The following is a 15754-nucleotide window of genomic DNA, read 5'->3' as shown; positions in this document are numbered from 1 at the left end:
TTGTCAATAAAAATTATATACATTATGGATTAAGAGACGAAACGAAACGAGTGAGGGATGACGATGTCCCAGAATCCGCATCCGGCAATCGATCTGCAGAGCCACGACGTAAACCTGAAACCTCGGAATCTGACAGAAGCGACGCGACCGCATCCGGTCAGCGCGTCCCAAACGACAACGGACTGGATCGCGGTGATCGGCGGTGGCTTCACCGGTGCGGCCACAGCGTGGAACCTCGTTTCCACCGACCCGTCCATTCACGTTCTGGTCTTCGAACCCCGCACCAAGCTGGGCGCAGGTCTTGCCTATGACACGCAAGATCCGATCCATCGGATCAACGTACCGGCGAGCCGCATGAGCCTCGACCCGGACCGGCCGCAGGATTTTGCCGACTGGCTGCATGACCGCTTCTATGCAGAGCAGGATCCGGATGCGATGTTGCCCGATGGCAGCCTCTTTCCGCGCCGGGCCGCATTTGGAGACTATGTAGCGGCGCGGCTTGAACCTTACCTCTCTGCGGGGCGGATCGTGCATGTCAAAGCGCGGGTCTCGAGCCTTCATCGAACGGAAGATCACTGGACGATCGAAAGTGACGGCGGGAACCATTTTCAGGCTTCGGAGGTGGTCATTGCTACCAGCCATCCGACGCCATCGCCGCCGCGGCTTTTGCACTCCATGCTCGAAGGCCATCCGCGTTTTGTACCCGATGCCACCGTTGCCGGTGCGCTCGATGTCATCCGTCCGACAGATGCGGCGCTGCTGGTCGGCAATGGTTTGACATCGGCCGATGTAATCGCCTCGCTCCTGGCACGCGGCCATACGGGGCCGATCACCTCGATTTCCCGCCGCGGCCTGCGGTCGCGTGGGCATTCTCCGGTGCAGCAGGATCTGCATGGCGATTTTGTCAGCCGCCCCATTCGGTCAGCACGGCTTCTGGCGCGCCGCGTCCGCGAAGCCATAGATCAGGCCGCCCTGTTTGGCGTCAGCTGGCATGCGGTGCTCGATGCCGCCCGCGCACAGGGGTCTGAGATCTGGAGCAATCTGTCCGTCGAAGAGCGTCGACGGCTGGTCCGACATCTGCGCCCCTTCTGGGATGTGCACCGGTTCCGGATCGCGCCACAGATCGAAAGAGCGCTTGCCGTGGCTACAGAGCGCGGCCAGCTCGTAACGCTGGCAGCATCCGTCGCAGCCGTGACCTATCAGGGCGCAAAAATTCGCATCGCGCTCAAACGCGCCCGTGCCGGTGGCACATTGATCCGCGATTTCGATGCGGTGGTCGTGACGACGGGACCCGCCCATGATGCCATCATCGCAAGCCAGCCTTACCTTGCGGCGCTTGAAGCGGAAGGGCTGGTGGCACAGGATCCTTTGCGTCTCGGTCTCTGGTGCGATGCCAACGCGCACATTCTCGATCGCAGCGGCCATCCCGTCGAAGGTCTCTATGTTGCCGGTCCGCTCGCACGCGGCACCTTTGGCGAACTGATGGGCCTGCCGCAAGTCTCGGACCATGCGCATGCAGTCGCGATCGAGATCCTGGCTGCCCGCAGCCTGAAGACCGCAAGCAGACGACAAAGCGCGGACAGCTGAAACGGAATTCTCCAAAGCCATCTAAAAAGAGACAGATTTTCTTTTCCCTTAATGTCTATCAATTATATAGACAATATGAAGATGAAAGGGCGCAACATGAGTGATCTGAGAATCGTCGGCATATCTGGCAACGTCAAGGCACCGTCGCGCACCAGTGCGCTCCTTGCCTCGGTTCTCAAGCGGATCGAGGAGCGAACCGAGCTTTCCCCGCACCATATCGATCTGGCAGCGAAGGCGCCGGTTCTGTTTCGTGCGCTTCGTTCCGATCAGCTGGATGAAGAGGGCCGGGAGATCGTCTCGGCCATCGAGAATGCGGATGTGCTGGTGGTCGGATCGCCGGTCTATCGGGCGTCCTATTCAGGTGCGCTCAAGCATCTTTTCGATCTCGTCGATTTTCGTGCACTCATCGGCAAGCCGGTGGTGCTGGTCGCGACTGGCGGTAGCCCCCTTCATGGTCTGATGATCGACCATCAGCTCCGGCCGCTCTTCTCCTTCTTCAAGGCGCTCACGCTTCCGACGGCAATCTATGCGCTGGAAACCGATTTCACCGACTACGCCATCAGCAACCCGGATATCGGTGCCCGCATCGAAACCGCCGTCGAAGAGCTCATCGCCTTTGCGGAACTCGGACGGCATCCGGTCCCCGCTTTCCGTTCCATCCCGTCTCACCGCAATGACTTTCAGAGAGGAGAAGTCGCATGAAACAGGTCGTCACAGCCGTGGGAGCGGATCTGCCGCCCAGTTTTTTTGAGCGTCTTTCGGCCCGTTGGCGAGCCTTCAGAGACGAGGATGATACTCCCTTTGACGCCTTCCGCGGCTTTTCCGACCCTGACGAACGCCTTCGCCAGGAGCGTTTCGCAGCCGCACAGGTCGTCTGCGCCGACATCCCTTCTACCGATCCATATCTGAGCTAACGGAGAACGACATGACGAATCCGAAGAAGAATGAACCGCTGAAGTTTGCCTATTGGGTGCCGAACGTTTCCGGCGGCCTGGTGATCAGTTCGATCGAACAGCGAACCGACTGGGGCATCGATTACAATCGCAAGCTGGCGCAGATCGCCGAACAGAACGGTTTCGAATATGCGCTGAGCCAGATCCGCTTCACGGCCGGCTATGGTGCGGATAACCAGCATGAATCGGTATCCTTCAGCCATGCGTTGCTGGCTGCCACCGAAAAGCTGCGTGTCATCGCAGCCGTGCTGCCCGGCCCCTGGAACCCGGCGCTGCTCGCCAAGCAGATTGCCACGATCAGCCACATCACCAATGGCCGCATCGATGTCAACATCGTCTCGGGCTGGTTCCGCGGCGAATTCGCCGCCATTGGCGAGCCCTGGCTCGATCATGACGAACGTTACCGCCGTTCGGAAGAATTCATCCGCGCCATCCGCGGCATCTGGACCGAGGACAGCTACAATCTGCGCGGCGATTTCTACCGCTTCACCGATTATTCGATGAAGCCGAAGCCGCTCGGTGGCATTCCGCAGATCTTCCAGGGCGGTTCGTCGCGCGCCGCCCGTGACATGGCGGCCCGGGTGTCCGACTGGTACTTCACCAATGGCAACACGCCGGAAGGTCTCAAGGCCCAGGTCGACGATATTCGCGGCAAGGAACGGGCGTTCGGCAAGTCCTGGCCGGCCAGGATCGGCATGAATGCCTTCGGCATCGTGCGCGAAACGGAGCAGGAAGCCAAAGCGGTCCTGCAGGAAGTCATCGACAAGGCTATTCCCGATGCGGTGCGCGGCTTCCATCACGAAGTCCAGAATGCCGGCAATTCATCGCCGGAGCGCGAAGGCAACTGGGCCAAGTCGACCTTCCAGGATCTGGTCCAATATAACGATGGCTTCCGTTCCAATCTGATCGGAACGCCCGAACAGGTCGCCGAACGCATCATCGCCCACAAGCGGGCTGGTGCCGATCTCATCCTCATGGGTTTCCTGCATTTCCAGGAAGAGGTCGAATATTTCGGCAAGAAGGTCATCCCGCTGGTGCGGGAACTCGAAGCGCAGGAAGCCGGAAGCCTGCAGGCGGCCGAATAGGCCATCCGCCCATCCTGAAACGACAACAGACGGCATCCCGGTTGCGGGATGCCGATCGGGGCGGTGCGTCCAGAACCATGGCTTTCCGCAGATGAGAGGGATCGAGATGCTGGATACCCATTACACTTTCTCCGCTTTGGACGGCAGCGCGTCGTTCCGTGAATTCCCGTCGGTCAATGTGCAATTGCCCAACCGCGCGTCGCGTGTTCAGGCCCCGGTTGCTCTCAGCCTGACACCGCAGCCGGTCCTGGCGCTTGATGATGTCACGCTGTCCTTCGGCGGCCTGACGGCGCTTGCAGAGATCAGCCTCTCGGTAAATCCCGGAGAAATCCGTGCAATCATTGGCCCCAACGGTGCCGGCAAGAGTTCGCTGATCAATATCATCAGCGGGCTCTACAGGCCCGACACCGGCTTCATCACCCTTGGCGGTCAGGTGTTCCGGCAGGTCCCGGCCAGCCGCGCCGCTCGCCTTGGCCTTGCGCGCACCTTCCAGAATCTTGCGCTGTTCAAGGGGCTGACGGTGCTGGAAAATGTCATGGCCGGGCTCGCCTTCACCCGCCGATCCACCTTCATCGGCCAGGCCTTCGGCTTGCCGCGAGCCCGCCGCGAAGACCGCGATGCGCGCGAGAGGGCGCACTCCATTCTATCGTTCCTCAAGCTGGAGGCCCATGCCGACCGGCTTGCCGGATCGCTGCCATACGGACTGCAGAAACGGGTCGAGATGGCCCGTGCTCTTGTTGCCAATCCCGAAATCCTGCTGCTCGACGAGCCGATGGCCGGCATGACCGTCACCGAAAAGCAGGAGATGGCAGGTTTCATCCGTTCCGTGCGCGACGATTACGGCACGACAATCATCCTGATCGAGCATGACATCGGTGTCGTGATGGGCCTGTCGGATCGGATTGCCGTTCTCGACTACGGCCGAAAGATTGCCGATGGCACGCCCGCCGAAGTTCGCGCAGACCAGGCGGTCATCGATGCCTATCTCGGCGTTGCCCGCCATGACGATTTCGAGGAGGGCATCTGATGTCCGAAGGCTTCGACTATCTCTTCTTCCTTGAGGTTCTCACCGGAGGGCTTCTTTCGGGCGTCATGTATTCGCTGGTCGCGATCGGTTTCGTGCTGATCTACAAGACGTCCGGTGTCCTGAACTTTGCCCAGGGCGCCATGCTCCTTTTTGCGGCACTCACCTTCGTGTCGCTCGTCGAGCGCGGGGTTCCGTTCTGGCTTGCGCTGGTTGTCACCTTCGCGATCATGGTCCTGATCGGTCTGATGGTGGAGCGCACTGTACTCAGGCCGCTGGTCAACAAGCCGCCGATCACCCTCTTCATGGCGACGCTCGGCCTGTCCTATGTGATCGAGGGTTCTGCACAGCTTCTCTGGGGCACCCAGGTTCATGCGCTCGATCTCGGCATCGAGGATATTCCCTTCGAATTCCACGGCATCTTCATCTCGCAGTTCGATCTCTTTGCTGCCGGATCGGCCGCGCTGATGGTGCTGCTGTTGACGCTTTTCTTCCGCTACACCCGTGTCGGCCTATCGTTCCGGGCTGTTGCTGACGATCAGTTCGCCGCCCTCGCCGTCGGCCTTCGCCTGCCCCGCATCTGGGCCACCGTCTGGGCAGCAGCCGGGCTTGTCGCTCTCGTTGCCGGTCTTCTGTGGGGTGCCCGTTCCGGGGTGCAGTTCTCGCTGTCGCTCGTCGTGCTCAAGGCTTTGCCGGTCCTCGTGCTCGGAGGATTCGATTCGATTGCCGGCGCCATCATCGGCGGCCTGATCATCGGCGCCTCCGAAAAACTCGCCGAGGTCTATATCGGCGACTATGTCGGTGGCGGCATCGAGGGCTGGTTCGCCTATGTGCTGGCGCTCGTCTTCCTGCTCATCCGTCCCTCCGGTCTGTTCGGCCAGAAACTTGTCGAAAGGGTCTGATCATGGCCATCCTTGCTTCCGAAACGGTTACCACGCTCAAACACCCGGACTGGGCCGGCCCGCTTGCCGTGCTCCTCGCTGCCTTCGTTCTCGTACCGCTGTTCGGTTCGAACTATCTCATCGAAGCGATCATGATGCCGTTTCTGGCGCTATCGCTTGCGGCAGTCGGCCTCAACCTTCTCACCGGTTATGCCGGCCAGGTGTCGCTCGGAAGCGCCGCCTTCATGGCAGTGGGTGCCTTCGCCGCCTTCAATTTCAACCTTCGTATCGAAGGACTGCCGCTCGTCGTCAGCATTCTCCTGGCCGGCGGCGTGGCAGCGGCAGTCGGCATCGTCTTCGGCCTGCCGAGCCTGCGCCTCAAGGGCTTCTATCTCGCAGTATCGACGCTCGCAGCGCAGTTCTTCGTTCAATGGGCGCTGACCAAATTCGGCTGGTTCTCCAACGACAATCCATCGGGCGTCATCGATGCGCCTGCGCTGTCGCTGCTCGGGATTGCGTTCGAAGGTTCGCTCGGCCGCTATTATTTCGCGCTCATCATCGTGACGCTGCTCACCACACTGGCCTGGCGGGTGGCGACGTCTCAGACCGGCCGCAACTTCGTTGCCGTTCGCGACAATGAGACGGCGGCCCGCTTCATCGGCGTGCCGGTGCTGAAGACAAAACTGCTCGCTTTCGCGCTCTCGTCCTTCATCATCGGGGTGGCGGGCGCGCTCTGGGCCTTTGCCTATCTTCGCACCGTCGAGCCGGCTGGTTTCAATCTCGACCGTTCGTTCCAGATCCTGTTCATCGTTATCATCGGCGGGTTGGCGACCATTCGTGGCGCCTTTCTCGGAGCGGCGCTGATCGTGGTCTTCCCGGTGGTCCTGTCGCAGGTCGGCACGTTTCTGCTCGGCGATCTCTTTGACTCCGGCGTCCTCGACATGAGCCAGCGTATCGTCCTTGGTGCCCTCATCATCGTATTCCTGATCCTCGAACCCGATGGGTTGGCCGCTCTGGCCCAGCGCCTCTGGTTAAGGATCGGATCCAGAACCAGGTCTCTCTCCGAAGGCTGAGCGCCCCGGACCGCGACCCCAATCAATCCCAGTGAAATCGTCATCAGGGCCGGACAGTCAATCCGGTCAACAGAAGGAGCTTGCCTGATGAAATACCTGACCAACACCCTTCGCGCTGCCGCAGCCGGCATCGCCATCCTGATTGCCGGCACCAGCCTGCCGGCCAAGGCCGACGAGCAGTATTTTCCGCTGCAATCCTATCGCGTCGGCCCCTATGCTGCCGGCGGTACCGGCTTCTTCGGCGGCTTCATCGACTATATGAACCTCATCAACACCCGCGACGGCGGTGTGAACGGCGTCAAGCTGACCTGGGACGAGTGCGAAACCCAGTATGAGGTCGAACGCGGCGTCGAATGCTACGAACGCCAGAAGAGCCGCGCCGGAGCCGCCGCCTGGAACCCGCTGTCTGTCGGTATTGCCTATGCGATGATCGATCGCATCTCCACCGACAAGGTGCCGCTCGTTACTGTCAATCACGGTCGCACCGACTCCACAGATGGCCGCGTCTTCCCTTACGTCTTCCCGCTGCTGCTCAATCCCTATTCGGAAACCTCGGGCATCATCAACTATCTCGCCTCCAAGGAAGGCGGGCTTGAAAAGCTCAAGGGCAAGAAGATCGTCGTCCTCTATCACGGCTCGCCCTATGGCAAGGAAACGATCCCGATCTATGAACTGCTGGCAGAGAAATACGGATTTACGCTGCAGCAGATCGAGGTGCCGCATCCGGGCAACGAGCAGCAGTCGCAATGGCTGACCATCCGCCGCGCCAAGCCGGATTATGTGGTGCTGCGCGGCTGGGGGGTCATGAACCCGGTGGCGCTGAAGACTGCCCAGAAGGTGGGCTTTCCGGTTACCAAGATCGTCGGCAATGTCTGGTCCAACTCGGAAGAGGACGTGATCCCGGCCGGCGATGCGGCCATCGGCTATACCGCCATCACCACCCAGGCATCCGGTGCCGATTATCCGATCGTCAAGGAGATCATCGCCAACCTCTATGACAAGGGTCAGGGCAATCTCGAAGACAAGAAGCGCATCGGCTCGGTCTATCACAATCTCGGCATCGTCAACGGCATCCTCAATGTCGAGGCGATCCGCATCGCCCAGGAGAAGTTCGGCAAGCGCACGCTGACCGGCGATGAGGTTCGCTGGGGCTTCGAACATCTCAAGCTCGACCAGGCGAAGGTGGAAGCCCTTGGCGCCAAGGACCTGTTCCATTCGATCAATGTGTCCTGGGACAACCACGAAGGCGAAGGCTACGTCACCTTCCAGCAATGGGATGGCAAGAAGTGGAACGTCGTCTCGGACTGGATCGCGCCGGACTGGAAGCTGCTGCGCCCGATCATCGAAAAGAGCGCCGAAGCCTATGCCAAGGAAAAGGGGCTCAAGCTCAGGACCGAGGCTGATGCCGAAGGCGCGGTGAACTGAGGATTGGAAAAGACCCCTCCTCCTTGTGGGGAGGGGCGTTGACCCAAATCGAGGGCGCGATCATCTGAAAGGGTTTTCCCATGTCCAACCTGCTTGAAATCGATGCGATCCATGCGAGCTACAGTGAAACGATCAAGGCATTGTCCGGCGTCAGCATCCGCGTCCGCGATGGCGAGATCGTGGCGCTGCTCGGCTCCAACGGTGCGGGCAAGAGTACCACGCTCAAGGCCGTCTCAAACCTGCTGCCAGCCGAGCGCGGCCAGGTCAAATCAGGATCGATTGTTTTCGACGGTCGCGATGTCCAGCGGCATAGTCCGGCCGAGCTCGTCAGGGCGGGCTTGGTACAGGTGCTCGAAGGGCGGCATTGCTTCAAGAGCCTCAGCGTCGAGGAAAATCTCGTATCCGGCGCTCTGGGTCGCGGATCAGGCAGGGCCGACATTGCGCGCGATCTCGACCATGTCTACGCCACCTTTCCGCGTCTTAGGGACAAGCGCCACACATCCGCCGGTCTCATTTCCGGCGGCGAGCAGCAGATGACGGCCATCGGCCGTGCGCTGATGTCACGACCGCGCCTGCTCGTTCTGGACGAGCCATCCATGGGACTTGCGCCCATGGTGATCCAGGACATTTTCCGGGCTCTCAAAAAACTCAACCGCGACAACGGACTTTCGCTGCTCGTGGCCGAACAGAATTCCACCGTCGCTCTCCAATTTGCCGATGTCGCCACCGTGATCGAGAACGGCCGCACGGTCCTGTCGGGACCCGCAGCCGAGCTCCGTGACCGCGCCGATATCAAGGCCTTCTATCTCGGCGAAAGCGGCAGTTTTTCCACCGACAGGCCGGCTGCCTGACCACCACAGGAGTATCCCATGAACGTCAATGCCAATGTGAACAAACCCGTCGGCGTGCCCGGCGTCGCCCGTCCGGCTGAACCGGCCTATATCATCAGGTCAGACGATGAGGCGATCGAGATCGCCCACAAGCTCGCGGCCGAATTCGTCAAGGGAGCCTCCAAACGCGACCGCGAACGGATCTGGCCGGCGGCCGAACTCGATGCCTTCTCCCAGAGCGGTCTTTGGTCCATCAATGTTCCGCAGGAGTTTGGTGGACCGGATGTTTCCTATGCCACCCTCGGCAAGGTCGTCGAGATCATCTCGGAAGCCGATCCTTCGATCGGCCAGGTGTCGCAGAACCATCTTGGCGTCGTTGCCGCTATCCGCACCGTCTCCGATCCCGCCCAACAGAAACTGCTGTTCGGCGAGGTGCTCAAGGGCACACGGTTCGGCAATGCCTTTTCGGAATTCGGTTCCAAGCGGGCGGCGGATTTCGAGACGAAGTTTACCGATCACGGTGACCATGTCGTGGTCAATGGCCGCAAGTTCTATTCGTCCGGTGCGCTCCTTGCCCACAAGGTGCCGATCGTCGCCCTCGATGATCAGGGCCGTGCCTGGTATGCGATTGCGGATCGCAATGCGCCCGGCCTGACAGTGATCGACGACTGGTCGAGCTTCGGTCAGCGCACGACGCTGTCCGGCACCGTGATCCTCGACAATGTCAAGGTCGACAAGGCCTGGCTGGTGCCGGGCTACAAGGGCTATGAACGCCCGACCGCCGATGGCGCCATCTTCCAGGTCATCCAGGTGGCGGTCGATAACGGCATTGCTTCGGCGGCGATCAAGGAAACGATCGATTTCGTGCGTACCAAGTCGCGTCCCTGGGTGGATAGCGGTCTCGATCATGCCTGGGACGATCCCTACACGATCCAGGCCATCGGCAGCCTGAAGATCAGGTTGCATGCGGCACAGGCGCTGCTGGAAAAAGCCGGCCAGGCGATCGATCGGGCGGTCGCCGAACCCAACGCGGAAACGGTCGCCGAGGCGCAGATCATCACTGCCGAAGCCAAGGTGCTTTCGACCGAAATCGCCATCGAGGCCACCAACAAGCTGTTCGAGCTTGCCGGTACGCGTTCGACGCTTGCCGAACATAATCTCGATCGACACTGGCGCAATGCGCGCACCCACACGCTCCATGATCCGGTGCGCTGGAAATACTCGATCCTCGGCAAATACTACCTCAACGGCGAAAAGCCGCCGCTCCACGCCTGGAGCTGATTCCCATCCGTATGGATCATCAGCGGCGCCCCTCGGGGCGCCGTTTGCGTTTCTCCGAGGGGAAAGTTTCCGCACCGGATCCTTCCGGGCAGAAAACTTGGAAAAAAAATCTCCAGATCGGCGCATTTTCAGAACCACATAATGTCGACTAATTATGTAGATTATATCAATATGGTCGCCATCAACCTGGAGGCACTACAATCATGGTCACACGCAGACAGACACTTTCTCTCATAGGAGCATCGGTTGCCGCAGGGCTGCTGCCAACCTTTCAGACTGCTTTTGCTGCCGAACCCGTCAAGCTCCGCATCGGCTGGCAGAAGTTCGGCGTTCTGGCGCTCGCCAAGCAGACCGGGGCCCTCGAAAAGCGTCTCTCCGGCAAGAATGTCGAAATCGAATGGGCCGAGTTCAATTCCGGGCCGCCGTTGCTCGAGGCGCTCGGTGCTGGTGCCGTCGACTTCGGACCGACGGGCGATGTGCCGCCGCTCTTCGCCCAGACAGCGGGCGGCAACCTGCTCTATGTCGGCACCTATCGTCCGCCGGCCGGCTTCCACGGCATCCTCGTAAAGAAGGATTCCCCTATCCAGACGCTTGCCGATCTCAAGGGCAAGAAAGTCGCCTACAAGCGTGGTTCTTCCGCGCATGCTTTCGCCTTCAAGGCGCTCGCCAAGGCCGGTCTGACGCCGGATGACGTCGAAAGCGTGGATCTGCCGCCGCCCGATGCCGGCGCCGCTTTCAAGAATGGCTCCATCGACGCCTGGTCGATCTGGGATCCCTTCTATGCCGTTGCTGAGGCCGACCCTGATACCCGTGTGCTGACGACATCCGAAGGGATCGTCGACGCTTGGGGCTTCTTCCTCGGCAATGGTGATTTTGTCGCCGCACATCCGGATATCGTCGTCGATCTTCTCGACGAGCTCGCCAAGGTCGGCGCCGCCGCACAGAAGGATATCGACGGAACCACCAAGGCACTTTCCGATCTGACCGGCGTCAAGCCGGAGATCACCCGGGTCACCCTTACCCGCACCGGTTCCGATCTCGGCCTTGTCGCGACCGTCAGCGACGAGGCGGTCAACCATCAACAGCAGCTCGCCGATGACTTCCATGCCTGGGGCGTGCTGCCGAAGAAGCTCACCATCAGCGACATCGTCTGGCGACCGAAGGCCAGCTAGCGCGATCGCACAACCCGAAAGGACCGACGCCATGATTACCCGCAGACAAGCACTCAAGACGGCAGCCACCACGGTTGCAGCACTTTCGTTTCCGGCCATTGTCAGGGCGTCGGTCCAGTTCAGGATCGGCTGGCAGAAGAATGGTGTCCTGGCGCTCGCCAAGGCCACCGGCGCGCTGGAGAAGCGGCTCGCCAGCAAGGGTGTCACCGTTACCTGGTCGGAATTCTCGTCCGGTCCACCGCTACTTGAGGCCCTTGGTGCCGATGCGCTCGATTTCGGGCCGACCGGCGATGTGCCGCCGCTCTTTGCCCAGGCCGCCGGCGGCAATCTTCTCTATGTCGGCTCCTATCGGGGCTCTTCCGCATCGTCGGCCATTCTCGTTCATCGGGATTCGCCCGTGAAGGCGCTCGAAGATCTCAAAGGCAAGCGCGTTGCCTTCAAGCGCGGATCGTCGGCACATAATTTCACCGTCAAGGCGCTGCGCAAGGCCGGGCTCTCGCTCGCCGACATCACGGCGGTCGATCTGCCGCCGCCTGATGCAGCGGCTGCCTTCAAGACCGGCGCCATCGATGCCTGGGCGATCTGGGATCCCTATTTCGCCGTCGCAGAAGAGGTTGCGCAAACGCGTGTTCTGTCGACCGCAGAAGGTATCGTCGATACCTGGAGCTACTTCCTCGGCAATACCGGTTTCACCAACAGCCACTCCGAGATCGTGCTCGAAACGCTCGATGAACTGAAATCGGTGGGCAAGGCGGCGCAGGCTGCATTGCCGGCCACCGCTGGCGCTCTTTCGGCCATCACCGGTGTTCCCGAACCGATCACCCTCAAGGCGCTCTCCCGGCCGGGAGCCGATCTCGGACAGGTTCAGCTCCTGTCGCCTGAAGCGGTGGCCTACCAGCAAGCGCTGGCTGATGAATTCCATAGCCTCGGCATCCTGCCCAAGTCGCTCCGCGTCGACGATATCGTCTGGCAGCCCAAGGCCAGCTGATCAACATCACTTTCATTTGGAGAAACATCATGTCTCAACAAAAACCGCTCGATTTCCTCTGGTTCATCCCCACATCCGGCGACGGCGCCTATCTCGGCACCAACGATCTCGCCCGCTCGGCCGATCCGGCCTATCTCAAGGAAATCGGCATTGCCGCCGATCGCCTCGGTTATTCGGGCGTGCTGATCCCGACAGGGGTTGCCTGCGAGGAGAGCTTCATCATCGCAGCCTCGCTGGCTCCGGTCACCGAACGGCTGAAGTTCCTCGTCGCCATCCGTCCGGGCGTTGCATCGCCGGCCTATTATGCCCGCCTTGCCTCGACGCTCGATCGCGTTTCGAACGGCCGTCTGCTGCTCAACATCGTGGTTGGCGGTTCGGCACAGGAGCTGGCCGGCGACGGCATCTTCCTGCCGCACGATGAACGCTATGACCATGCGGTCGAGTTCTTCCAGGTGTTCAACGAGCTGCTCGCCACCGGTAACTCCACACTTGATGGCAAATACATCAAGGCAATCGGTGCCCAGCTTGGCTTCCCGCCGGTACAGGCGCCGCGTCCGCCGCTCTATTTCGGCGGCTCTTCCGATGCTGCGATCGATTTCTCGGCCGAACATACGGACAAATACCTGACCTGGGGCGAGACACCGGCCCAGGTAGGCGAGAAAATCGAACGCGTCCGCAAGGCCGCCGCCGCCCGCGGTCGCAAGGTCTCCTTCGGTATCCGTCTGCATTTCATCGTCCGCGAGACGGATGAAGAGGCCTGGGATGCCGCCAACCGGCTGATTTCAAGACTGCCGGACGAGGCGATCGAGGCGGCACGCGCCCGTTTCACCAAGGAATCGGATTCGGTCGGCCAAACCCGGATGTGGGAACTGCATGGTGGCCGCCGCGACAAGCTGGAAGTGTCGCCCAATCTCTGGGCCGGGATCGGGCTGGTGCGTTCGGGCGCCGGGACAGCACTTGTCGGCTCGGCAAAGACAGTCGCAGCCCGCCTGCGCGAATATCAGGCGCTCGGCATCGATACCGTGGTTGCCTCGGGCTATCCGCATCTCGAGGAGGCCTATCGCGTCTCCGAATTGCTGTTCCCGGAACTGGGGCTTGGCCTGCCCAATCACCGTCTGCCGGTGTCGTTCAGCAAGGACCAGGTGTTCGGCGGCGGCGGCCATGGCGGCAATCTCCGGGTCGTATCCGGCTCTTGATCCGATCGGCAGCGGGTGCCCCGGCACCCGCTTTCCCCCAACTCTCCTGGAGAAAGCCATGACCATTCTCGACAGCGTGACCCTTGATCAGAGGTCCAAGGCCGGCAATGTCCGCACGAGCATTTTGGACAGGATGACATTTCTGAACCGGTCCCTGTGGCTGCCCTATCTTCTGCCTCTGGCCACGATCATCGTCTGGCAGGTCCTGTCCTCCTTCGGCATCATCTCGACCCGGATCATGCCGTCGCCGGCCGATGTGCTCAAGGCATTCTGGACCACGACCCTGTCCGGCGATCTGCCGCATGATATCGCCGTGAGTGCTGGCCGCGCACTGGCCGGTCTCCTGGTCGGCGGCGCAATCGGCTTTGCGCTCGGGATCGCCAATGGCATCTCGCGCCTCTCCGAACAGCTCACCGATACGACGCTGCAGATGCTGCGGACGATCCCGCATCTGGCACTCATTCCGCTCGTCATCCTCTGGTTTGGCATCGGCGAGGAATCCAAGCTGTTCCTCACTTCGCTCGGCGTGCTCTTTCCGGTCTATCTCAACACCTATCACGGCGTCCGCAATGTCGATCGCGACCTGATCGAGATGGGTCGCGTTTATGGGATGAGCGGCTTCACCCTGTTCCGCAAGGTCATTTTCCCCGGTGCCCTGCCGTCGATCTTCGTCGGACTGCGCTATGCGCTCGGCATCATGTGGCTGACATTGATCGTATCGGAAACCATCGCCGCCTCATCCGGTATCGGCCATATGGCGATGGAGGCGCGCGAATTCATGATGACCGATATCGTGGTCCTGGCACTCGTCATCTATGCGCTGCTTGGCAAGGCCGCTGATATTGCCGTCCGCTACCTCGAACAGCGGGTCCTCGCCTGGAACCCGGCCTACAGGGCATAAGGAGATCCAAGATGAGCAATGCCAACCTCGCCCGCGCCGTTCCCTCCATCAATCGTGCTGATAGCGCTCGTTCGGCGGCTGGACTGAACCTCAGCCGTGTGGAAAAGAGTTTCGGCCCCAACCGGGTGCTTCGCGGCATCGACCTCGAGATCGAACCGGGCAGCTTTGTCGCCATCATCGGCAAGTCTGGTTGCGGCAAGAGCACGCTTCTCCGCATCCTGCTCGGTCTGGATACACCAACAAACGGTCGCCTCGAATTTCACGATGGCGAAGGCAATTCGGTCGCGCCCGATGCCCGCATTGTCTTCCAGGAGCCGCGTCTGCTGCCTTGGGCCAATGTCCTCGACAATGTCATCGTCGGGCTCGGCAGCGATCACCAAAAGGACGATGCCCGCGAACTGGCCCGTCAGGCCCTGCATTCGGTTGAACTGTCCGCCAAGGAGGGTGACTGGCCATCGCAGCTGTCAGGAGGCCAGCGCCAGCGCGTTGCCCTGGCCCGGGCGCTGGTGAGCCGGCCCGGCTTTCTCGCGCTTGACGAACCGCTCGGCGCGCTCGATGCGCTGACCCGAATCTCGATGCAGCGTCTATTGTCGGAGGTCTGGCGCGAACGTGGCTTTACCGCTGTTCTCGTGACGCATGATGTCGCCGAAGCCGTGCATCTCGCCGATCGCGTCATCGTGCTCGAAGAGGGTCGCATCAAGCTCGATCAGCCGGTTCCGTTTGCGCATCCCCGCCGTCACAGCAATCCCGAACTGGCGGAAATCGAGGGGCGACTTCTCGCCGCCATTCTGGGTGATTGATCGAAAGGAGATCGCATCATGTTGCTGTTGACTGGGCATACATTGAGTTTCTTCTTCCCCAAGCAGGCGGCCTTCATTGAAGCACAATCGGATCGCCCATCCGGGCGGGTAGAGCTCGCGTCTGCAGATACCGTCGAGAACCTGCCTGCAGCATCCGCCGAAACATCGTCGCAGCCGACTGCGGCAATCGAGCCTATCCCGGCCTGGCTTTACGCCTACCGTAGCCTCTGACCTTCGCCACCTTGGCACCCGGATCTCGCCCCCGTCGAGATCCGGGTCTTTTTTTGCCAGAACTCATGACTAACGCGAAGGCGTAAGATCTGCGCACGGGTTTTCTCGCGCTTCTCTTCTAGGATAGGCGCGTTGAATCGCTTGCGCATGTCTCCGGTCTAGGCACAGATGATGATTGTTGGCGGCACAAGGCAAGCGCTGCCATGCTTAGGGACCGAAGCTTTTGAAGTACTATTTTTTTTGGGGGGGTTGGTTGCGGGGGCAGGATTTGAACCTGCGGCCTTCAGGTTATGAGCCTGACGAGCTACCGGGCTGCTCCACCCCGCG

General features: G+C 60.9%; 16 protein-coding genes and 1 tRNA gene. 16 read left to right on the top strand and 1 reads right to left on the bottom strand.

Annotation, left to right across the window (positions count from 1 at the left end; all coding sequences use genetic code 11):
- Positions 1-57 precede the first annotated feature (57 nt).
- From Q4481_RS20435 to Q4481_RS20360, 16 genes are all read left to right on the top strand, one after another.
- Complete coding sequence (locus tag Q4481_RS20435; RefSeq protein WP_304378252.1) at positions 58-1587, top strand: FAD/NAD(P)-binding protein; 1530 nt, start codon at positions 58-60, stop codon at positions 1585-1587.
- Between the two features lie 96 nt (positions 1588-1683).
- On the top strand, positions 1684-2289 hold the full coding sequence (msuE, locus tag Q4481_RS20430) for an FMN reductase (RefSeq protein WP_304378251.1): 606 nt from the start codon (positions 1684-1686) through the stop codon (positions 2287-2289).
- On the top strand, positions 2286-2501 hold the full coding sequence (locus Q4481_RS20425; protein WP_304378250.1) for a hypothetical protein: 216 nt from the start codon (positions 2286-2288) through the stop codon (positions 2499-2501). Before msuE ends, Q4481_RS20425 begins: the two co-directional genes overlap by 4 nt.
- A gap of 11 nt (positions 2502-2512) precedes the next feature.
- On the top strand, positions 2513-3625 hold the full coding sequence (gene sfnG, locus Q4481_RS20420; RefSeq protein ID WP_304378249.1) for a dimethylsulfone monooxygenase SfnG: 1113 nt from the start codon (positions 2513-2515) through the stop codon (positions 3623-3625).
- Positions 3626-3731: 106 nt separating this feature from the next.
- Positions 3732-4652, top strand: coding sequence for an ABC transporter ATP-binding protein (locus tag Q4481_RS20415; protein ID WP_304378248.1), 921 nt, complete (start codon positions 3732-3734; stop codon positions 4650-4652).
- Entirely contained in the window at positions 4652-5551 is a 900-nt protein-coding gene (locus tag Q4481_RS20410) for a branched-chain amino acid ABC transporter permease (protein ID WP_304378247.1), read from the top strand. The genes Q4481_RS20415 and Q4481_RS20410 overlap by 1 nt, the downstream gene beginning before the upstream one ends.
- Positions 5552-5553: 2 nt before the next feature.
- Positions 5554-6603, top strand: a complete 1050-nt coding sequence (locus Q4481_RS20405; RefSeq protein WP_304378246.1) for a branched-chain amino acid ABC transporter permease — start codon at positions 5554-5556, stop codon at positions 6601-6603.
- Between the two features lie 87 nt (positions 6604-6690).
- On the top strand, positions 6691-8028 hold the full coding sequence (locus Q4481_RS20400) for an ABC transporter substrate-binding protein (RefSeq protein WP_304378245.1): 1338 nt from the start codon (positions 6691-6693) through the stop codon (positions 8026-8028).
- 80 nt (positions 8029-8108) lie between these two features.
- Positions 8109-8879: an ABC transporter ATP-binding protein gene (locus tag Q4481_RS20395; protein ID WP_304378244.1), complete on the top strand. Its 771-nt coding sequence runs from the start codon at positions 8109-8111 to the stop codon at positions 8877-8879.
- Positions 8880-8897: 18 nt separating this feature from the next.
- A complete protein-coding gene (locus Q4481_RS20390; protein ID WP_304378243.1) occupies positions 8898-10139 on the top strand; it encodes an SfnB family sulfur acquisition oxidoreductase in 1242 nt (413 codons plus the stop codon).
- Between the two features lie 203 nt (positions 10140-10342).
- The gene (locus Q4481_RS20385) at positions 10343-11311 is read left to right on the top strand and encodes an aliphatic sulfonate ABC transporter substrate-binding protein (RefSeq protein WP_304378242.1); all 969 of its coding nucleotides are present in this window, start codon (positions 10343-10345) and stop codon (positions 11309-11311) included.
- Between the two features lie 31 nt (positions 11312-11342).
- Positions 11343-12299 (top strand): aliphatic sulfonate ABC transporter substrate-binding protein, encoded by a 957-nt coding sequence (locus Q4481_RS20380; protein WP_304378241.1) that lies wholly within the window; start codon positions 11343-11345, stop codon positions 12297-12299.
- A gap of 29 nt (positions 12300-12328) precedes the next feature.
- The gene (gene ssuD, locus Q4481_RS20375) at positions 12329-13495 is read left to right on the top strand and encodes an FMNH2-dependent alkanesulfonate monooxygenase (protein WP_377354149.1); all 1167 of its coding nucleotides are present in this window, start codon (positions 12329-12331) and stop codon (positions 13493-13495) included.
- A gap of 58 nt (positions 13496-13553) precedes the next feature.
- A complete protein-coding gene (gene ssuC, locus Q4481_RS20370) occupies positions 13554-14396 on the top strand; it encodes an aliphatic sulfonate ABC transporter permease SsuC (RefSeq protein WP_304378240.1) in 843 nt (280 codons plus the stop codon).
- A gap of 11 nt (positions 14397-14407) precedes the next feature.
- Positions 14408-15196, top strand: a complete 789-nt coding sequence (locus Q4481_RS20365) for an ABC transporter ATP-binding protein (RefSeq protein WP_304378239.1) — start codon at positions 14408-14410, stop codon at positions 15194-15196.
- Positions 15197-15214: 18 nt separating this feature from the next.
- On the top strand, positions 15215-15427 hold the full coding sequence (locus Q4481_RS20360; RefSeq protein WP_304378238.1) for a hypothetical protein: 213 nt from the start codon (positions 15215-15217) through the stop codon (positions 15425-15427).
- A gap of 250 nt (positions 15428-15677) precedes the next feature.
- Here Q4481_RS20360 and Q4481_RS20355 read toward each other — a convergent pair.
- Positions 15678-15754 (bottom strand) — tRNA-Met (locus Q4481_RS20355).

Source organism: Fluviirhizobium alvei, from assembly GCF_030551875.1.
Taxonomy (GTDB): Bacteria; Pseudomonadota; Alphaproteobacteria; order Rhizobiales; family Rhizobiaceae; genus Rhizobium_E; species Rhizobium_E alvei.
Note: the sequence above shows the minus strand (reverse complement) of the source record. Positions and strands in the feature narration are given on the sequence as shown.